Origin of the sequence: Paenirhizobium selenitireducens ATCC BAA-1503 (assembly GCF_000518785.1) — a bacterium.
Classification (GTDB): domain Bacteria; phylum Pseudomonadota; class Alphaproteobacteria; order Rhizobiales; family Rhizobiaceae; genus Allorhizobium; species Allorhizobium selenitireducens.
This window is the reverse complement of sequence record NZ_JAEG01000009.1, coordinates 237,922-255,515: the sequence shown is the minus strand read 5'-3', so window position 1 is coordinate 255,515 and position 17,594 is coordinate 237,922. Positions and strand designations below refer to the sequence as shown.

Below are 17,594 nucleotides of genomic sequence, written 5' to 3'. Positions count from 1 at the left end.
AGGAACAGGAGAACAAGATGGGGAAGGTAGTCGTCGTCACGTCAGGCAAGGGCGGGGTTGGCAAGACCACCTCCAGTGCCGCGCTGGGTGCAGCGCTCGCGCAGAGAAACGAGAAAGTCGTGGTCGTGGACTTCGATGTCGGCCTGCGCAATCTCGACCTCGTCATGGGGGCAGAACGCCGGGTCGTCTACGATCTGGTCAATGTCATCCAGGGCGACGCCAAGCTGCAGCAGGCGCTGATCCGCGACAAGCGCGTGGACACCCTCTTCCTGTTGCCCGCCTCCCAGACCCGGGACAAGGACAACCTGACGCCCGAGGGCGTGGAACAGGTCATCAACGACCTGCGCCGCTACTTCGACTGGGTCATCTGCGACAGCCCGGCGGGCATCGAGCGCGGTGCGACGCTGGCCATGCGTCACGCGGACGTGGCGGTCGTGGTGACCAATCCGGAAGTCTCGTCGGTCCGGGACTCCGACCGCATCATCGGGCTGCTCGACGCCAAGACCGTGAAGGCCGAACGCGGCGAGCGCATGGAAAAGCACCTGCTGCTCACGCGCTATGACGCCCAGCGGGCCCAGCGCGGGGACATGCTCAAGGTCGAGGACGTGCTGGACATTCTCTCGATCCCGCTTCTCGGCATCATTCCGGAAAGCATGGATGTGCTGCGCGCTTCCAATATCGGTGCGCCGGTCACCCTTGCCGACGCCCGCAGCGCACCGGCGCTTGCATATTTCGACGCCGCGCGCCGGCTTTGCGGCGAGCAGTTGCCCATCGAGATCCCGGGCGAGAAGCGGGGGCTCTTCGGCAAGATTTTCGCGCGGAGGGCAGCATGAGTATCTTCAAACTGTTCCGCAAACAGAGGTCGGCCCCGACCGCGCGGGAGCGTCTCCAGGTTCTTCTTGCCCACGAACGCGCTTCTGCCGGTTCCGATCTGGTCGCCGTGCTTCGCGAGGAGATCCTCGCCGTGATTGCCCGGCACGTTCAGGTCGACGGCGACAAGGTTCACGTCACGATGGAGCGCGACAAGCATGTGTCGATCCTCGAGATCGAGGTTGAGATACCTTTGGACGGCGCCAGGCTGGCGGCTTGAGACAACGCCGCATATCAACGTGGTTGCGCCAACCCTGGGCTTGCCCCCTTGCCTCATGCAAGGGGCTCGATCTCTTGTGGCCTGCGACGTGGTACTACCTTGCATGACACACTGGTAGCTTTGCGGCAGGAACGCGCTACCTGAATCAAGGACAGCATCCTTGCCGGGGCCAGGGGCGCGCGACGCGCGCCCTTCGCCTTCCCGTTCCAAGAGAACGTCCTGCAATCCCCGAAATCTAGCCATTTTCGCCGGGTCAGAAGCACTCGGGCACTCCCACCAGTGAACAGATCTCGAGCGCGAGGTCGATCCCGATGGAATAGAGTTCCTTGAGATCCAGACTTCGCTTCTACCCGTCCGCCAAATGAGGGGCACGGTGCAGCCGCCGGCGCGTGGAACCCATCGATCAAGCCGTGGCTACTTCAGCGTGGTGCGTTAGCTGGCCGGGCCGAGGCGCATATGCTCGCCCTGGATTGTCATCAGATCGACCGAAATGTCGCTGCTGGCTTGAACGAAGGATCGCACCTGGGAAAGTGCGGTTAGCGTAAATGCCGTTGACAAGGCATCGGCAGTGACAGCGTCGGGGGCTATCACGCTCAACCGACGATAGAGGGGCTCGATGCTTCCCAGGCGCGGATCGATGAGATGACTGAAGTGCAAAGCCGGATCGAAATGAAAGCCGAACGGGCTTGAGGTTGAGACTGCCTTGTCGACAAGCGCGGCCATCTCATCAATGGTTGCACCATCTTCCGTTTCGCTAAGGCCGATACGCCAGGGGGTTCCATCGGCGCGTGCGCCAATCGCCCGGCTTTCACCCAAGTTGACCAGGCTACTCGTGATGCCCTCCTGACGGAGAAGATCAACAATGCGGTCAGTGACGAACCCCTGCGCTATGCCATTGAACGTCAGCGCCATGCCCGGGCGGGAAAAGACGACCCGGTCGCGATTGAACTTCACGGCATCGAAGCTGACAAGTGATGCCACCGCATCGATTTCCTGCCTCGACGGGCCGCGTGGATCTGCACCCCGTGTGGCAAAATGACGAGCAAAGAGCACCCAGAGCGGTTGGACCGTCGGGTCGAACTTGCGTCCGCTTGCAGCCCAAAACTCGTCGCAACGCTCAAGCAGAGTGACCAACTCCGGTGGCGGCGCGGCAAGCGCACCCACGCGGTTCAGTTCGCGGAGACTCGAATCATCGCGGTAGAGACTGAAAATAGACTCCAGCCGCTCGACTTCGGCCACGACGCGGCGGACGAGGGCCTCGGCTTTCGCCCTGTCGGGATGATTGAGGATCAGTGTCGCCGGCGCCCCGAGCGCCTGGCCTCTCCAGACGACAGGATCGGCCGCGGCGAGTGCCGGGCCGACGAAGGGTATGAGCGGGAGGCCCGCGGTGGCAGCCATGATACAGATCGCCCGGCGGCGCGTGATGGTGTCAGCCATGATCGTGTCCCTCTGCGTCCTTGCTGGTGGCTTCCGGATCGAATGCGGAACCGTCCGTCGGTGCTTCGCTGCCTGAGCCGAGAATATAGTCCCTGGGCATGTCGGCGAACCTGACCAGGCGGCCGCCGTGTTTCTTGGCAAAGGCGCTGGCGTCGGCTTCCACGGAGAAGGGGACGGCTTCCTCGGTGCCCATGCCGCCGCGCTGGGCGCTGCCGATGACGAAGAATGCCTTCTTCGCATCGATCCAGTTTTCGGCACCCGGCTCGTCCCAGCTCGGCGCCTTGCTCATGTCGGACACGTAGATTGCTGCGATGTCGCGCGGTTCCTCGGGCAGCATGGTGAAGGCCAGCGTATCGCGTGCAGAGGAGAACCAGATGGCTTCGGGGATCTGCTGCAGGATGATCTGGCCCTTGGGGCCTGCATGTTCCAGCACGTTCATGCCGCAATAGCGGCCCATGGCCTCTTCGGTCAGCGCAAAGGGTGGCGGCATGGCCGCTTCGTCCTCGCTGCTGCAGGCGGAGAGCAGGAGCGATGCGGCGAGTGCGCCGATGGCGATGGAAAGTCTCATACTTCCCTCCTCGAAAAGATGACGGTTGCGCAGCCGAGCGGCACGATCGTCCAGAGCGCCAGCGCTGCGATCAGCACCGGTGCGGTGAGGCCCGTATGGGCGGCGATGCCTCCCATGCCCGACAGTGCGCCGGCATTGCCCGATCCGAGATTGAGCAGCCGGTAGACGTCGGTCGGGTTGGCGAGCAGAAGAAGGTCGAGCAACAAGGCGGGCACGGCCTGGCCCTTGGCGGCGACCAGCCCGCCGAGCAGCGCCATGTCGTAGATCAGTACGAAGAACAGCCAGATGCCGATGGCGATGCCGCCTGCCGTGCTGCGCTCGCTCACCAGTGTGCTGGAGAGGTAGCCGATCGCGAGGAAGACGGCGCCGAGCAGGACGGAGGAGCCGACCATGGACAGGAAGGCGCGCCAGCTTTCGATCGCGATATCGGTGCCGGTCACCGTCAGGGCGGCCGCCGCTGCGCCATAGCCGATCGCCGTGGCGAAGGCGAGGATTGCCAGATGGCCGAGAAACTTGCCGAAAATGACCTCGCTGCGACCGATCGGATAGCTCAGCAGCAGGAGCATGGTGCCGCGCTCGGACTCGCCGACGATTGCGTCGTGCGACAGGAGGAGCGCGATCAGCGGCACGAGGAAGATGGTGAGGCTCGACAGGCTGACGATCACCACGTCGAGGCGATTGACGCCGACATTGCCGGTCGGCGCGCTGCCGAGGAAGGACAAGGTCAGCGCCAGCGCCGCAAGCAGCAGGGTCGTCGCCAGAACCCAGCGATTGCGCAGGCCCTCCTGGATCTCCTTGCGAGCGATGATGAGGATATTCGTCATGCCTGTGACTGCCCTTCGAGGAAATGCGCATAGAGCGCGTCGAGCGTCGGTTCGGCGACCGTCAGCGCGGCGAGCCGGGAAGGGTCCGTCGTCATGTCATGGAGCAGCGCGATCTTGTCCTCGGGCGCCACGTCGGCCTCGAATAGACCTGCTGCCGTCCGCTTCCAGTCGGTGCCGCCCCGGGTCCAGCCGGGAGCCGAATCGTCGTTGGCCAGCCTGACGCCGATACGGGTCGGTAGCCGGGCGATGTGGCGCAGCTCGTCGAGCGTACCGTCGGCGATCTTGATGCCGCGATTGACGATGATGACGCGATCGGCCCGATCCTCAAGTTCGGTCAGCGCGTGCGACGACAGAAGCACCGTCGCGCCGCCGGCGCGGAGATCGGTGATGAGGTCGTAGAAGTTGCGTCGAAGCGCGGGATCGAGGCCGCTGGTCGGTTCGTCGAGCAAGAGGACGCGCGGATCGCCAAGCAGCGCCTGGGCAAGCCCGAGGCGCTGGCGCATGCCCTTGGAATAGGTGCGCACCGGACGGTCTGCCGCCTCCTGCGCCAGGCCCACCCGCTCGAAAAGGGCATCGGCCGAAGAAAGTTCCACCCGCTTGAGCCTGGCATAGAAGGCGAGCGTCTCCCGTCCGGTCAGCGCCATATGGAAGGATACACTCTCCGGCAGATAGCCGAGCCGCTGGCGGACGTGAAAATCGCCACGGGCGGGATCCTCGCCGAGCACGCTGACGGTTCCGGTCGTCGGACGGATCAGGCCGAGCATGAGCTTGATCAGCGTCGTCTTGCCGGCGCCATTGTGGCCGACGAGGGCAATGGTCTCGCCGGCGTTCAAGGTGAAGGTCACGTCCTTCACCGCCTGGACCGCCCCATAGCGTTTGGACACGCCGGCTGTGGTTACCGTCGCCGTCATTGGATCGCCTTCTTCGGTGCGATGGGCGCCATCAGGGGATGGCTGTCGACCACGCCGCCGGGCAGGAGCGCCGGAAACTGGGCCTGGGCCCAGCGGATCACCTGGACCGCGGGGCTCGACATCAGGATCTTCGCCTGCGGCGAGGTCCACAGCACCTGGTCGATCAGATCGTTCGGCCGATAGGGATTGTCGGCAATACCGTCGCCGTCGAGATCGAAGGCCGGATTGTCGCTCCAATAGTTGCCGCGACCTTCGTTCGACCAGTCGAGATAGCGCGTGCCGACATATTTGACCTGGTTGCGGTTGTTGATGAAGGCGTTGCCCGTCATCGTGTTGCCTTCCGAGCCTGCGGTGAAATGGATGCCGATCGCGCAGTTCTCGAACAGGTTGTCGAAGAATCGGTTCTTGTTGGCATTGTAGATGAACACGCATTTTTCCGGGCCGAGGCGTTCGCCGTTCGCCGCGACGACGGCATCGTTCGCCGTTTTCGGCAGGCCGTGTTCTCCCGATTGCGTGCCTGCGGAAAGCCAGCGGTCCACCGGCTGCATCCGGCCGATGACCGTGTTGTCGCGCACTTCCGAGCTCTTGGCGGTGTTGAGCAACAGGCCGTGGTCGCGGTCCCCGTCGGAGAGATTTCCAATGATCTTCAGCCGGCTGGAATACATGATCGCATAGCCGACGGAATTGCGCGTGGAGACGTTGTCGGTGACTTCGCTGTCGTCCGTGTACATGTAGTGAATGGCGAAGCGCAGGTCGCTGAACCGGTTGTGGCTGAAGACGTTGCGCTTGCTGGCCATGGTGGCGATACCGTCGCGGCCGAAGCGGATGTCGTTGCCGAGCACCTTGGCGCCCGGCGCATTCCAGATGGTCACACCGCTGCCGGCCTCGCTCATGCGTCCGCTCTGGAGGCCGGTGATGCGGTTGTTGCGCGCAACGGAGTCCACTGCGCCATAGAGGTAGATGCCGAACAGGTTGTCGGTGACGGTGTTGTCCTCGATGATCGCGCCGGTTGCCGCCTGGCCGGCATAGATGCCCGAATCGCGGGTGGTGAGATCGCGGCCCGAGCCGCTGACGGAAAGCCCGCGCACGGTCACGCCCGGGGCCCCGATCGTTACCACGCTGCCCTTGCCGTTGCCGGCAATCGTCGCCCCCGGCTTGCCTGCAATGACCAGCGGCTTGTCGATGGTGATCGGCCCGGCATAGGCGCCCGGCTCGAGGGCGAGCACGTCTCCGGCGGTCGCCCCGGCGATGATTTCCTGCAATGCGGGACCGGTCGGCGAGACCGCAAGGTCCGCCGCACTGGCCATGGCTGGAATGGCGGCCAGGACGGCCGCCATTCCAAGTCGTGTCGTCAGGAGACGAGCAATCATCATGCCGCCTTGGGTTCGACGAACATGCGGCCCTTCATCTCCATGTGCATGGCATGGCAGAACCACGAGCAGTAATACCACCAGACACCCGGCTTGTTGGCCTTGAAGGTGACCGAGGCGGTGGCCTGCGGGCCGACTTCCATGTTGATGCCGTAGTTGATGATGGCGAAGCCGTGGGTCAGGTCTTCCACCTCGTCGATATTGGTCACGTAGACGGTGACTTCGTCGCCCTGCTTGACCTGGAAGCTTTCCAGACCAAAGGCCGGAGCGACCGAGGTCATGTAGACACGGACCTTGTCGCCGTCGCGGATGACCGTGCTGTCGGCCATCAGGTCGACGCCGTCGATCTTGGCCTGGGCGACCGCATCGGCGAAGAACGGGTCATTGCGATCCCAGACATGCACCGGGTTGATCTTCGAGGCATGGACGATGGTGGCGTCATGCGGCTCGGCGAAGGACGGGCCGTCGTGGACGATGACCATCTCGTCGCCGGAAATGTCGATCAGCTGATCGTTCTCCGGCTTCAGCGGACCGACGTTCAGGTAACGGTCCTTGGAGAACTTGTTGAGCGAGATCAGCCACTTGCCGTCGGCTTCCTTGGTCTGGCCCATCGAGGTGTGATTGTGGCCCGGCTGATAGTGCACGTCGAGCTTCTGGCGGATCGGATCGACCTTCTCGCCGGCATAGGCCTTCCTGGCGTCCTCGATGTTCCACTTGCAGACCTGGCTGTCGATGAACAGCGTGGTGTAGGCATTGCCCTTGCCGTCATAGGCTGTGTGGAGCGGTCCGAGGCCCAGTTCCGGCTCGGCGACAACGCAGTCGCGCGGCTTGATCTTGTCGTCGAACAGGTCGTCGAACTTGCGCACGTCGAAGACGGTGACGGTCGGCGACAGCTTGCCGTTGGCGACGATGTGGATGCCGTCGGGGGCTGTGTTCATGCCGTGCGGGCTGTTGGAGACGGGGATGTAACGCGTATAGGGCGAACCGTGGCGGCCGTCGATGACGGGGACGCCGCCCATTTCCTTGAAGTCGCCCTTGGCCACGGCTTCCTCGATCCGCTTCAGATTGAAGACGACGATCCAGTCCTGCTCGTTGCCCATCATCTCGGCGAGATTGACGCCTTCCTCCGAGTTGTAGCAGGTCGCAAACGCGTATTTGCCCTGATAGTCGGCGTCGACATTGTCGAGATTGCCGTCGACCATGACCTGCCAGGCGACCTTCATCGTCTCGCCGTCCACGGCGGTGAAGATGGCGTGGTACTGCTTGTGGTCGTCGAGGATCTTGCCGTCGTTCGGGATCGGCACGCGGTCTTCGCCGTTGCAGAAGACATAGCCGGTCTTCGGATATTTCTGCACGCGCAGGCCATGAACCGTGTGCTGGTTCGGCAGCTGGATGATCTTGTCGCACTTCATGACGTCGAGGCGAATGCGGCAGACGCGCGTATTGGCCTTGTCGTTGGCATAGAGATAGCGGCCGTCATAGGTGCCGTCGGTGAAGGAGAGATGCGGGTGGTGAAGGTCGCCGTTCATGAAGATGCCGCCGCGATCCGCCATGAATTCGCGGTCTTCCGGCAGCATGCCCTCGGACAGCACCTTGCGGCTCTCGTTGGTCAGGCCCCAGCCGGTGGCGCTGCAGCGGTTGAATACGGGGATGCGCATGAGTTCGCGCATCGACGGCAGGCCGACGATGCGGACTTCGCCTGACTGACCGCTGGAGAAGAAGGTATAATATTCATCCAGTTCGCCGGGCTTCACTTCATAGCTGTGCTCATCCGAGCCTTGAGCTGCCGCCGGCGTCGCCGAGCCACCGGTGAGGCTGATCGCTCCCCCGACGGTCGCTGCACCCGCTGCCGCCACGAAAGCCGTGGAACCCAGCATCTGGCGCCGGTTCAAGCGCATCTGGTTCTCTTCGTTTGACATGATTGCCTCTCCTTGGTTGGTTGATCACGCAGTCTGTTCGGTCGCGCCGCCGGCTTTGCCGATCGGAGCGCCATTGTGGGTGACGGCGACCTTGGCCGGGGCCTCGCCCCGGGACGTCGACGTCGAAAGGGCGGAGAACTTCTCCCGCTTCAGCCGCACCTGGATCATGTGCGGACAGCGGTGGTCGTCGTGGTAGAGTTCCTGACAGTGCATGCAGTAGATGCACTCGTTGACGTTGATCTGCCCCTCCGGATGAATCGACTGGACGGGACATTCCTTGGCGCAGCGCTGGCAGGGCGAACCGCATTCGGGATAGCGCTTCAGCCATTCGAACATGCGGATGCGGCCGGGGATGGCGAGTGCGGCACCAAGCGGGCACAGATAGCGGCAGTAGAAGCGCTCGATGAACAGGCCGGCCGACAGCATGGTGAGCGCGAAGATGACGAAGGGCCATTCGCGGGCGAATTTCAGCACGATCGCGGTCTTGAACGGCTCGACCTCCGAGAACATTTCGGCGAGCGCCAGCGAATAGAGCGACAGACCGAAAAGCCCAAGGAAGATGATGTACTTGATCGGCCAGAGGCGTTCGTGCAGGCCCCAGGGCAGGCGGATCTGCGGCACCTTCAGCCATTGCGCGACGTTGTTGGTCAGCTCCTGCAGCGCGCCGAAGGGGCAGAGCCAGCCGCAGAACGGTCCGCGGCCCCAGAACAGCAGCCCGGCAGCGACCGAGGCCCAGAGAATGAAGATCAGCGGCGCCGACAGGAAGAATTCCCAGTTGAAGCCCGTCATCAGCGAATTGGCGAAGGTCAGGACATTGACCACCGACAACTGGGCATTGGCGTACCATCCGAGCCAGACGAGCGTGAACAGGAGATAGCCGCGGCGAACCCAGGCAAACAGCACCGGGCGCTTCACCAGCCAGTCCTGGAAGAAGAAGATGCCGGTCAGCACGAGGAGCGCGGCGATGGTGATGCCGATGTTGATGCGGTTCATGTCCCAGATGCGCATCCACAGCGGCTGGCCGTCTGCGACCTGCTGGTCGGTCAGCCTGTCGCCGCCGGGAGCCGGCGCCTGATCGGCCCCTGCCGCCGGAACGGCCGCGGCCGGGGGGGCGGCCGGTGCTGCGAGCTTTTCGACGGTCACATACTTGTCGGGCAGGATGTAGGAAAGGTTGTAGGGCAGCACCGATTTGTTGCGCCCCTCGGCACTGCGCTGCACGAGCATCTGCAATTCGAACGGCTGGGTGACGTCGAAGACGAATTCGGTCGGCACGACGAAGAGCGCGATTTCACGCAGGCGCGGCGCGCCGTCGGCGGCAAGGGCGGGAATGCGGGTATGGTCCCGGTCGCGGAAGCGCACGCCCTGGCCGCTCTGCAGCAGCTCGATCCGGTCGAAGATGCCGCCGCGCACATAGCCCGAGCCCTTGAACGAATAGGCGCCTTCGCCGGCGACGAGAATGGCCGACTGCCCGGGCTTCAGCTTGTGGGCCAGACGGTCATAGGCGGCGTCGCCGAGAAGGGACCGGCCGATCGCCGGAACGCTGACAGGGGCGAGATAGAGGTCGATGAAGCGGTCCTGTGGCGTCTTCGTTTCCGGCTTGTCGGCCGAGATCGTCTGTCCCGCTTGGCGGAAGGCGTCGGAGACCTCGCCGACCGTCATGCGCAGGCTGCGTACCGAGCCGTCGCCGAGCAGCGTCTGCCAGTCGCCGGTTTCGGTCTTTGACAGGTCGAGCTTGCGAATTTCGGTCGCGGCCGCCACGCCGGTCGCCAGGTCCACGCCGAGGCGATTGCTGCGAATGAGCTGAACGGCGGCGCGTGACACGCTGTCGCCCATGACCAGCACGGTGACGGTTGCGCCGCTGACGATGTCGACCTGCGGCGGGCGCTCGGCGCCCGAGGCGACGCGGCCCATGTCCTTGTCGATCAGGGCATTCATGGAGGCGACGACCTTTTCCTCCGGAATGCCGATCAGGACGATCGGCTCCTTGTGGTCGACCAGCTTGAAGCCGCGGATCACGCCCTTTGGATCGATGCCGACGACGATATGGATCGGCTTGCCCGAATATCCGATGGAGCTGGAGAAGTCGGAATTGAGATAGGCATAGCCGAGCAGTTCGTCACCGCGCGTGACCGGCGCGATCGCCGGATCGCCGCTGAGCTCGCCGAACCGGTCGGCTCCGTCGAACAGCTCGCCCGGCTCGACCTTTTCCAGATAGGCGGCAAGCTGGCCTGCGGCATGGCCGGGTGACGCGAAGGAAATGATCGCCAGCAGGACGACCACGACAAGCGCAGACAAGGCCGGAAGTGAAGGAATGCGGTGCTGAAGTGTCGCGCGCTCTGTCATCGGCCTCGTCTTTTTCAGGGGTCCGCCCCGTGGGGCAAAGCGGTGTTTATTCAGGCTAATGCAAAAACTCGTTGATTCAAATCAAATATAACACATGTATCTATTAGGCATGATGTAAATGGTCGAGTGAAGGCCTGAGAGATCAATCTGGAGGAGTGTCATGACGGACAACAGAGGCGAGCCCTGGGCCGTCAAGTCGATGGACGAGCTGTTGGCGCTCGCCCGGGCGATGGAGCAGGAGGCGATCGCCGGCTATGTGGCGCTTGCTGAGCGCATGCGACACGAGGACCGTCCAGATCTTGCCGAGGTCTTCGAGGCGCTGAGGGCGGAGGAAGAAGGGCATCTCGGCAATGTCGAGCGCTGGATCGGGCGGGCGCACCTCGCTACTCCACCCGCCGTGCCTCAACTGCCGCCGATGTTCGATGACGAGGGTGCGTTCCTCGTCGCGCCCGAATTGCTCAGTTCCTACCGCGCCTTTTCCACTGCGGTGCGCAATGAGGAGCGCGCCTTCGTCTTCTGGACCTATGTCGCGGCGCATGCGCAAAACGACGATATCCGCCACGCCGCCGAGCGCATGGCGAGGGAGGAACTGGCTCATGTCGCGACGCTCAGGCGAGCACGGCGCCTTGCGTTTCACGATGAGCGAAACCTTGCTGTGAGTGGCGCCGGCACCACGCCATCGAGCCTCGAAGCGCGGCTCTCGCAATTGCTGGAGGAACGGGCTCTCCGCTCCACGGGCAAGGAAGCAGAGCAATTGGCGGCGCTGGCCAGCGAGGCCCGACAAAGAAGCCGGGAGCTCTTGGTGCCGCCGCTATCCCCCTGTCCGTCGCTTGGAGCGGTTTCTGACCGCGTCGCTGGAGGTCTGCTGCCACTTTGCCAGTTTCTGTTGGACTTTTATCTGGATTTCTCGGACAGGGCGAGGAACGAGGAGACCAAGCTCCGTGCGCAGGAACTGGCGGGTAGTCTCATCCGATGCCTTCACGCAGTCAGGGCACAGGGCTAGCTATCGGTAGGTGGGCAGCCCATCACGTCTCAAGCCGCAGCAGGAAATCCGAAATCCTCAGGCGACAGGAGCAAGTCCTCAAGACTAAAGCGATCCAACACGTTCAGGAAGGCGGCAACGGCATCGCCAAGAATCCCGCGCAAGCGGCACGCCGGCGTGATCTTGCAGCGATTGCCGCGCTGCATGCATTCGACCATCGCGAAATCGGTTTCGGTCGCCCGCACGATGTCACCGATCAAAATGCTTGCCGGCGGCCTCGAAAGTGTCAAGCCGCCTGAACGCCCGCGAACCGAGATCAGGAAACCCTGCCTTACAAGCAATTGAGCGACCTTCATCAGGTGTGCGCGAGAAATGCCGTAAGTAACTGCGGCCTCTTCTATCGTGATGAGTTCGCCCTTCTTGCAAGCGACAACCATCATGAGACGAAGTGCGTAGTCAGAGAACTGTGTGAGTTGCATCGTAGGGGCCGCAGAAAAGCAAACCCTGTACAATCAGGGGCGCAAGCGATTCATATCGTTTCTTATATTCGATTTGTCAATCCATGGAGGCCTTGAAAGCCCCGCGTGTTCGGATGGCGTTCGCGGCAATTCGGCTGGCCGGGTCGGGATTGACGCCTACGCCGGGCAGGGCGCCCTGTCTGGCGTCTCTGCATGGCGACGCAATTGCTGCCGGCATATCCCGGTCACCCCGACGACGGCACTCTGTTCCCGCTGAGAAGGGGAGGACATCACAATGAAACAGCAGGTTGGGCTGGATCTCTCCCGCAAAGACACGCAGTTCGGCTGGTTCAGGAGACTGGCCGGTTGCACTTTGAGGGCCGCGCGAAATGGGTCACAACATCCGAATGGATCAGCGCCGTGCGTGTCTCGCCCGGTCAAGGGCCGGCATCCTTCATCAAGCTGATGGCGGTCGGCGGATGGCAGAGCCTAACGTGCCAATAGATCGGATGCACCCTGTCGGTAGAGCCGTGGAGAGACGGCAGTGTGGTTCCGGAAGAAGCGGCTGAAATGAGCGGGATCTGAGAAGCCGAGACTGCTTGCCGCAGCGCTCAAGCTGTCCTGGGAATCGATCGTAAGCCGGATGGCTTGCTCAAGGCGAACCACGTTCTGGAACAGGCCCGGGGACATGCCGGTGCAGGCTTTGAACTGGCGAAAGAAATTCGCCCGGCTCATGCCCATTTCCGCAATGACGTCCGCGATCGTTTCGAAGTCGCCGTGACTGTGCTGAAGGTATTTGACAGCCTTGCGAATGCGCCAGTCGACGAGGTTGAGCCTTCCAGCTTGCGACGGGGCATTGTCCGACCATGAAGGCTGAAAAAGAATGGAGAGCACCAGCTGGCTCAGGAGAAATTCGGTATCGGCCTTCGAAGGTGAGGTGCCATTCATGCATTCCACGATCGCCATTAGGATGCGATGACTGGACTGGGAAACGTGACCTGCAGCGGATCTGAAGAAATGCAGCGGGTTTGTTTCGCCGCTATCGGCGCCGAGTGAGGCCAGCCAATCGGAATCCATGTAGAGTGCGAGGATCTGCGTCGAAGGCTGTCCGGGACGGTAGACGAATTCGTGCGGGCGCCACGCATCGACGAGTACAGCGGAGCCATCCGTCAGGGGGGTCAGCTTGTCATCGACAATGAAATTGGTATCCGCGCCGGCCACCTTGAACAGCATATGGTAATGGGGATGCGCATGTCGTACCAGGCAATGCCCCAGTTCGACGAGCGCAACCCGGCCAAAACTACCCAACATGACACGTACAGCTGCCGTCATGATGTCACTATAGCAAGATTCCCGGTTTGAAAAAGAGCTCGACCAAGGCAAGTGCGGTCAAGGCGAATTGACTTGCCCGATGGGTGAAGTGATAGGATATCGACAGTGACAAGCGATCCGGGAGGAACCAGTTGGGCGAAGAGGAGACCCTGCGGCAGAAGCTGGTTCCTGCGGTGGAAAGGGCGTCTATCATCCTGGACATCGTTTCCGGTGCCAAACGGTATCCCACCGTTTCCGACCTCGCGCGTGCAACCGCGCTTCCCAAGAGTACCGTGCATGGGCTTTGCACCACCCTGGCGCAGCTCGGCTTGCTCATCCGCCGTCCGGACCAGACTTTCGTTCTGGGTCCGCATATCGTGAAATGGTCCAACGCTTTCGAGCGGCAGACCGATATCGCGGTGGAGTTCGCGGCGATTTGGGATCAATCCGGGGAGGTCAGCGATTCCGTCGTCTCCCTGTGTATTCTGGACGACGTCGACGTGGTGTTCATCGCCGCCCGCCAGACCAACGCCCTGGCGCGCTTTGCCGTCAGGCCCGGAATGCGTTTGCCTGCCGCCTTCTGCGCTGCCGGCAAGGCGATCCTGGCGCGTTGGCCAGATCACGAGGTCCAAAGGGTCTTCAATGCGCGCTTCCCCGAGGCACTTACGGAAAATTCGGTGGCGGGGGTAGAAGCGCTCGGTTCCGAGCTTCGCCAGATCAGGATCGAGGGCGTTGCTGTCGAGATTGGCCAATGTCAGCGTGGCGTCACGAATTTCGCCGCCGCAGTCGTCAACTCGCTCAACCGCCCGGTTGCTGCGGTCTTGATCAGCGTGGATTCCGAAGATCTGTCGGCGGATGACCGTGCAGCTTTCTCCGCCAATGTATGCAGTGTTGCATCCCGGCTTTCGCAGCGGCTTGGAGCCGAGGTGGTCGGCTGAGACCCCGATGCGGCGGGCGGATTGGAAAGAACGCTGATCTGCCATTCAGATTGCTGCATGCGCCAGGAGGCGCTCCGTTCGGATATTTGCTACTGGCTGCTTCAGGTGTCCGGAAATCATGTCCAGCACCACGTCGGTGCTGTCATGCTGCGGGTAGTGGCCATCCTGGCGAAGGATCACCCAGTTCATCTGGCCCGGCACGCGCGCAGAAATGGCGGACATCTGCTGAGGAGCGCCAAGATCGTCCTTCAGGCCCTGGATCAGCAGGAGAGGTGCATTCAGCTTCTGGAGGCGGTCGAGGACATAATCGGGGTTGGCGCAAAGGGCCAACCGGGCCATGGTCCAATAATGCACGGCCAGCGCTGGATCGAGGTGGGTCGCTCCAAGTCGTTCGAGCGCCTCGGGCAGATTCTGAGCCGCGCGTAGAGCCGCGGTCGATGCGACATACTGCGGATCGGCACAGACCTGCGGAGCGATGGCAACAATTCGGTTGACCATCCAGGGTGTCATGCAGGCAAACAGCATGGCAACTGCCGCGCCGTCGCTGTGGGCTACGAAATCGGCGGAGACGAGGCCCAGCGCACGCATGATTGCCGGAATGGTCAGGCAAGCTTCGAAGGAGAGGTAGTCGGCGGGCTCGAGCCGGTTCGGACCCTCGCTGCGACCGCGGCCGGGGCGTGAATAGGCAATGATGCGCTTGCCTGGAAATCTCGTTTCCAGCCCTTCCGCGACTTCCTGGAACGACTCCAGGCTGCCGAGCCCGTGCGTGATGAGAATGATAGCGTGCGTCTGTCCGCTACCGATATCCAGCACGTCCAAGACCCCCGCGTCGGTCTTGACAAGCCGTCTCCGCGAGGCCGGCAGTTTCGTCATCCGCGCAGCATTCGAACATCTGTCCTGACTGAAGTGCAGCATTGATCCCCTCCCAAGGCCGGGCTTGCGCGGTCGCGTCGTCATGCCGACCTTGCGCCTTCCCGTGGGGGATCATGTCACCATGAGAGGTAGCTGATAAGGCCTCAGCCCTGCTGGAACTTACCAAAGAATCTCATTTTTTAGAATGGATCCCGGCGCAGCCTGGCGGTCGTCTCGCCGGACCGGGCGATATCGGCGCCCATGCGATGGGAGAGGCGGGCCGCCATCCCCAGCACGTTTGCAATGATCGATGCACGATCGGCCATGGCGTCGGAATCAGAAGCGAGACTGACGGCAACTCCGGCGATCGGCCGGTGCTGTGCGTCCAGCACGGTCGCTCCGAAACACACCATGCCGTCAGCAATCTGCTCTTCGTCGCAGCTGTAGCCATCGCGGCGGATGTCGCGCAATTCCAGCAGCAGCGCGTCCACATTCTGCACGCTCCGGACGGTTCTTGCCGCCGGCAGGCCATCGGCGAAGAGGCGGCGGATTTCATGGTCGCTCATGTGGCTGAGAAACGCTTTCCCCGTCGCCGTGAAGGCGGCGGGCAGGCGCATGCCCACGCGAAACTCGATCGCAGTGCGGAACCCCTCCCAATTGCGTGCCGCGATATAGACCACTTCGGTGCCGTCTTGGACCGTCAGCGTGAATGTTGCGCGGGGAAGGGCCGGTTCGTGATCCCAGATCGCGGCAAACTCGGTGGCCACGTCGGATTGCAGGGTGAAGGCGTTCGACCAGCGCATCACATGCGGCCCGAGCTGGAATGTCTGGTCGGTGCGCCTGATGAGCAGCTCCAGCCCGACCAGCGTGTGGCAGAGCGAGTGGACGCTGGATGGGGCGATCTTCAACTCCCGCGAGAGATCCGAGAGGCTGAGAAAGCCCCTTGATCTCGCAACGAGATCAAGGATGCGGGCGCCCTTTTCCAGTGCAGGCGTCTGTTGCTGCTTGCTGTCGCTGGTGGCCATGAAGAGATCCGGAAGCTTTCAACGAGGAACTGCTTTTTTTCTTGACATCTATATATTATGGCGATTAGCGTCCCGTCCACTGAAAAGTGTTCAAGATACTGAACATAGATTGAAATGCGGAAAGCGCCTATGCCGGTGCTTCGAGCAGAATGGAACAGCGGTGGAGGCTTTAGGCATGGTCATGAGCGTGCGCGACTGGGCGGTCCGTTTCGGCGAGGCCTCGGACCGGGACCCGACGATCGGTGCCATGGCGCGGTATTTCACGTGCAGCTATCTGTGGGACATGGGGGTCCAGAAGGTGATCGTGGAGATGGTGGACGGTAAGGTCTACCGCATCAACACGGATCCGCAACCACTTGATTCCTATGATTTTGCATTGAGAGCGAGCCCCGCCACATGGCGTGAGTTCGCCAAGCCTGTTCCGGAGCCGATGTATCACGGCATCTGGTCGGCGAGCTTTCGTCGCGACCTGAAGATCGAAGGCAATCTTCTCGCGATGTTCCAGAATCTGCGCAACTTCACCGTCCAGTTCGAGCTGCTTCGCAAGGTCGGCGTGCCGGTCTGATGACGTCCCATCACTTATAGGAAATCCGGAATGGCGAAGCACTCACCCGTTATAGGCCGTTACGTCACAATCGATGTGGACGGCTACGAATACAAGGTTTTCTACCTCAGGAACGGCACGGGCATCCCGCTTGTCTGTCAGCATACGGCCGGTTGCCATAACCACCAATGGCGCGGCCTTCTCGAGGACGAGACGATCACGGACCGCTACGACGTCATCGCCTATGACCTGGCGCGGCATGGAAAGACTGACCCGCCACTCAATCGGGAGTGGTGGAAGGAAGAGTATACGCTGACCGCGCGCCACTACATGAACTTCATCATCACGCTTTGCGATGCGCTCGAGCTCGACCGTCCCATCTTCATGGGATCAAGCTTTGGTGGCAACGTGGCCCTGCAACTGGCGCTTCATCACCCGGACAAGTTCCGCGCGGTCATTCCCGTCGAGGCGGCGGAACACGCGCCTGGCTTCTATCTGGACTGGTGGCGGCATCCCCATGCCAACGCGGCGCAGGTCTGCGCCAGCGGCGTGTGGGACCTCATGGCTCCGCAGAGCCCGGACATGGATCGCTGGCTGACATGGCACTATTACACCCAGGGTTCCGAGGTCTTCAAAGGCGACCTGTTCTTCTACTCGATCGACCATGATCTCAGGGGCAAGCTCGGCAATATCGATACGAAGCGGTGCCCCGTTATCATGATGACTGGAACCTACGACTACCTGACGCCGCCGGAAGCCACCGAAAACACCGCCCGCCAAATTCCCGGTGGCATCTACATCGAGATGGAGGACATCGGTCACTTCCCGATGTCCGAAAACTATCCGCTCTTCGCAGTCTATTTGAAAGAGGCGCTTCGTCTTGTTGAAGCGCGCACCTGAAGCCGATTCCGAAAGCGGGTATTGAACGATGAAGATCATTGAATTCGACGACAAGGGGCGCCGCATCGAAACCGATGCCTCGTCCCCCTCGCGGCCAACCAACACCTCGTCGCTGGCACCGC

The 17,594-nt window shown here is 62.2% G+C and carries 17 protein-coding genes; 6 read left to right on the top strand and 11 right to left on the bottom strand.

The genetic code is table 11. From position 1 onward, the window contains the following. Window positions 1–17: 17 nt before the first annotated feature. Together minD and minE are read left to right on the top strand one after the other, a co-directional pair. Window positions 18–833, top strand: a complete 816-nt coding sequence (minD, locus tag L867_RS0114535; protein ID WP_028737575.1) for a septum site-determining protein MinD — start codon at window positions 18–20, stop codon at window positions 831–833. Then, the gene (gene minE, locus L867_RS0114530) at window positions 830–1,090 is read left to right on the top strand and encodes a cell division topological specificity factor MinE (RefSeq protein ID WP_028737574.1); all 261 of its coding nucleotides are present in this window, start codon (window positions 830–832) and stop codon (window positions 1,088–1,090) included. The genes minD and minE overlap by 4 nt, the downstream gene beginning before the upstream one ends. 432 nt (window positions 1,091–1,522) lie before the next feature. Here minE and L867_RS0114525 read toward each other — a convergent pair whose 3' ends face one another. Genes L867_RS0114525 through L867_RS0114495 form a run of 7 tightly spaced genes read right to left on the bottom strand, consistent with a single transcriptional unit; the run spans window position 1,523 to window position 10,462 of the window. Beyond that, window positions 1,523–2,527, bottom strand: coding sequence for an FAD:protein FMN transferase (locus L867_RS0114525; RefSeq protein WP_028737573.1), 1,005 nt, complete (start codon window positions 2,525–2,527; stop codon window positions 1,523–1,525). Continuing rightward, window positions 2,520–3,095, bottom strand: a complete 576-nt coding sequence (locus L867_RS0114520; protein ID WP_028737572.1) for a nitrous oxide reductase accessory protein NosL — start codon at window positions 3,093–3,095, stop codon at window positions 2,520–2,522. The genes L867_RS0114525 and L867_RS0114520 overlap by 8 nt, the downstream gene beginning before the upstream one ends. Further along, window positions 3,092–3,919 carry an ABC transporter permease gene (locus L867_RS0114515; protein ID WP_028737571.1) on the bottom strand — a complete coding sequence of 276 codons (828 nt, stop codon included), beginning with the start codon at window positions 3,917–3,919 and terminating at the stop codon, window positions 3,092–3,094. Before L867_RS0114515 ends, L867_RS0114520 begins: the two co-directional genes overlap by 4 nt. Next, entirely contained in the window at window positions 3,916–4,830 is a 915-nt protein-coding gene (locus L867_RS0114510) for an ABC transporter ATP-binding protein (RefSeq protein ID WP_028737570.1), read from the bottom strand. The genes L867_RS0114515 and L867_RS0114510 overlap by 4 nt, the downstream gene beginning before the upstream one ends. Then, window positions 4,827–6,203, bottom strand: coding sequence for a nitrous oxide reductase family maturation protein NosD (locus L867_RS0114505; protein WP_084638568.1), 1,377 nt, complete (start codon window positions 6,201–6,203; stop codon window positions 4,827–4,829). Before L867_RS0114505 ends, L867_RS0114510 begins: the two co-directional genes overlap by 4 nt. Next, window positions 6,200–8,119 (bottom strand): TAT-dependent nitrous-oxide reductase, encoded by a 1,920-nt coding sequence (gene nosZ / locus L867_RS0114500; RefSeq protein WP_028737568.1) that lies wholly within the window; start codon window positions 8,117–8,119, stop codon window positions 6,200–6,202. The genes L867_RS0114505 and nosZ overlap by 4 nt, the downstream gene beginning before the upstream one ends. A 24-nt stretch (window positions 8,120–8,143) precedes the next feature. Continuing rightward, the gene (locus L867_RS0114495; protein ID WP_028737567.1) at window positions 8,144–10,462 is read right to left on the bottom strand and encodes a NosR/NirI family protein; all 2,319 of its coding nucleotides are present in this window, start codon (window positions 10,460–10,462) and stop codon (window positions 8,144–8,146) included. 160 nt (window positions 10,463–10,622) lie between these two features. Here L867_RS0114495 and L867_RS0114490 point away from each other — a divergent pair, with 160 nt between their 5' ends. Further along, on the top strand, window positions 10,623–11,465 hold the full coding sequence (locus L867_RS0114490; RefSeq protein WP_028737566.1) for a ferritin-like domain-containing protein: 843 nt from the start codon (window positions 10,623–10,625) through the stop codon (window positions 11,463–11,465). 29 nt (window positions 11,466–11,494) lie between these two features. Here L867_RS0114490 and L867_RS0114485 read toward each other — a convergent pair whose 3' ends face one another. Together L867_RS0114485 and L867_RS0114480 are read right to left on the bottom strand one after the other, a co-directional pair. Continuing rightward, the gene (locus tag L867_RS0114485) at window positions 11,495–11,923 is read right to left on the bottom strand and encodes an RrF2 family transcriptional regulator (RefSeq protein WP_028737565.1); all 429 of its coding nucleotides are present in this window, start codon (window positions 11,921–11,923) and stop codon (window positions 11,495–11,497) included. Between the two features lie 468 nt (window positions 11,924–12,391). After that, window positions 12,392–13,234 carry an AraC family transcriptional regulator gene (locus tag L867_RS0114480; RefSeq protein ID WP_037173436.1) on the bottom strand — a complete coding sequence of 281 codons (843 nt, stop codon included), beginning with the start codon at window positions 13,232–13,234 and terminating at the stop codon, window positions 12,392–12,394. A 131-nt stretch (window positions 13,235–13,365) separates the two neighbouring features. Between L867_RS0114480 and L867_RS25325 the strand changes: the two genes are divergently transcribed. Then, complete coding sequence (locus tag L867_RS25325) at window positions 13,366–14,151, top strand: IclR family transcriptional regulator (protein WP_051438988.1); 786 nt, start codon at window positions 13,366–13,368, stop codon at window positions 14,149–14,151. A gap of 45 nt (window positions 14,152–14,196) precedes the next feature. Here the strand turns inward: L867_RS25325 and L867_RS0114470 are convergent, their stop codons facing one another. Both L867_RS0114470 and L867_RS25320 read right to left on the bottom strand, forming a co-directional pair. Continuing rightward, window positions 14,197–15,066 carry an alpha/beta fold hydrolase gene (locus L867_RS0114470; RefSeq protein WP_169734079.1) on the bottom strand — a complete coding sequence of 290 codons (870 nt, stop codon included), beginning with the start codon at window positions 15,064–15,066 and terminating at the stop codon, window positions 14,197–14,199. Between the two features lie 137 nt (window positions 15,067–15,203). After that, complete coding sequence (locus L867_RS25320) at window positions 15,204–16,028, bottom strand: IclR family transcriptional regulator (RefSeq protein WP_051438987.1); 825 nt, start codon at window positions 16,026–16,028, stop codon at window positions 15,204–15,206. A gap of 175 nt (window positions 16,029–16,203) precedes the next feature. Here L867_RS25320 and L867_RS0114460 point away from each other — a divergent pair, with 175 nt between their 5' ends. Both L867_RS0114460 and L867_RS0114455 read left to right on the top strand, forming a co-directional pair. Next, complete coding sequence (locus tag L867_RS0114460) at window positions 16,204–16,593, top strand: hypothetical protein (RefSeq protein ID WP_028737562.1); 390 nt, start codon at window positions 16,204–16,206, stop codon at window positions 16,591–16,593. Between the two features lie 30 nt (window positions 16,594–16,623). Next, the gene (locus L867_RS0114455; protein ID WP_028737561.1) at window positions 16,624–17,472 is read left to right on the top strand and encodes an alpha/beta fold hydrolase; all 849 of its coding nucleotides are present in this window, start codon (window positions 16,624–16,626) and stop codon (window positions 17,470–17,472) included. The last annotated feature ends 122 nt before the right edge of the window (window positions 17,473–17,594 follow it).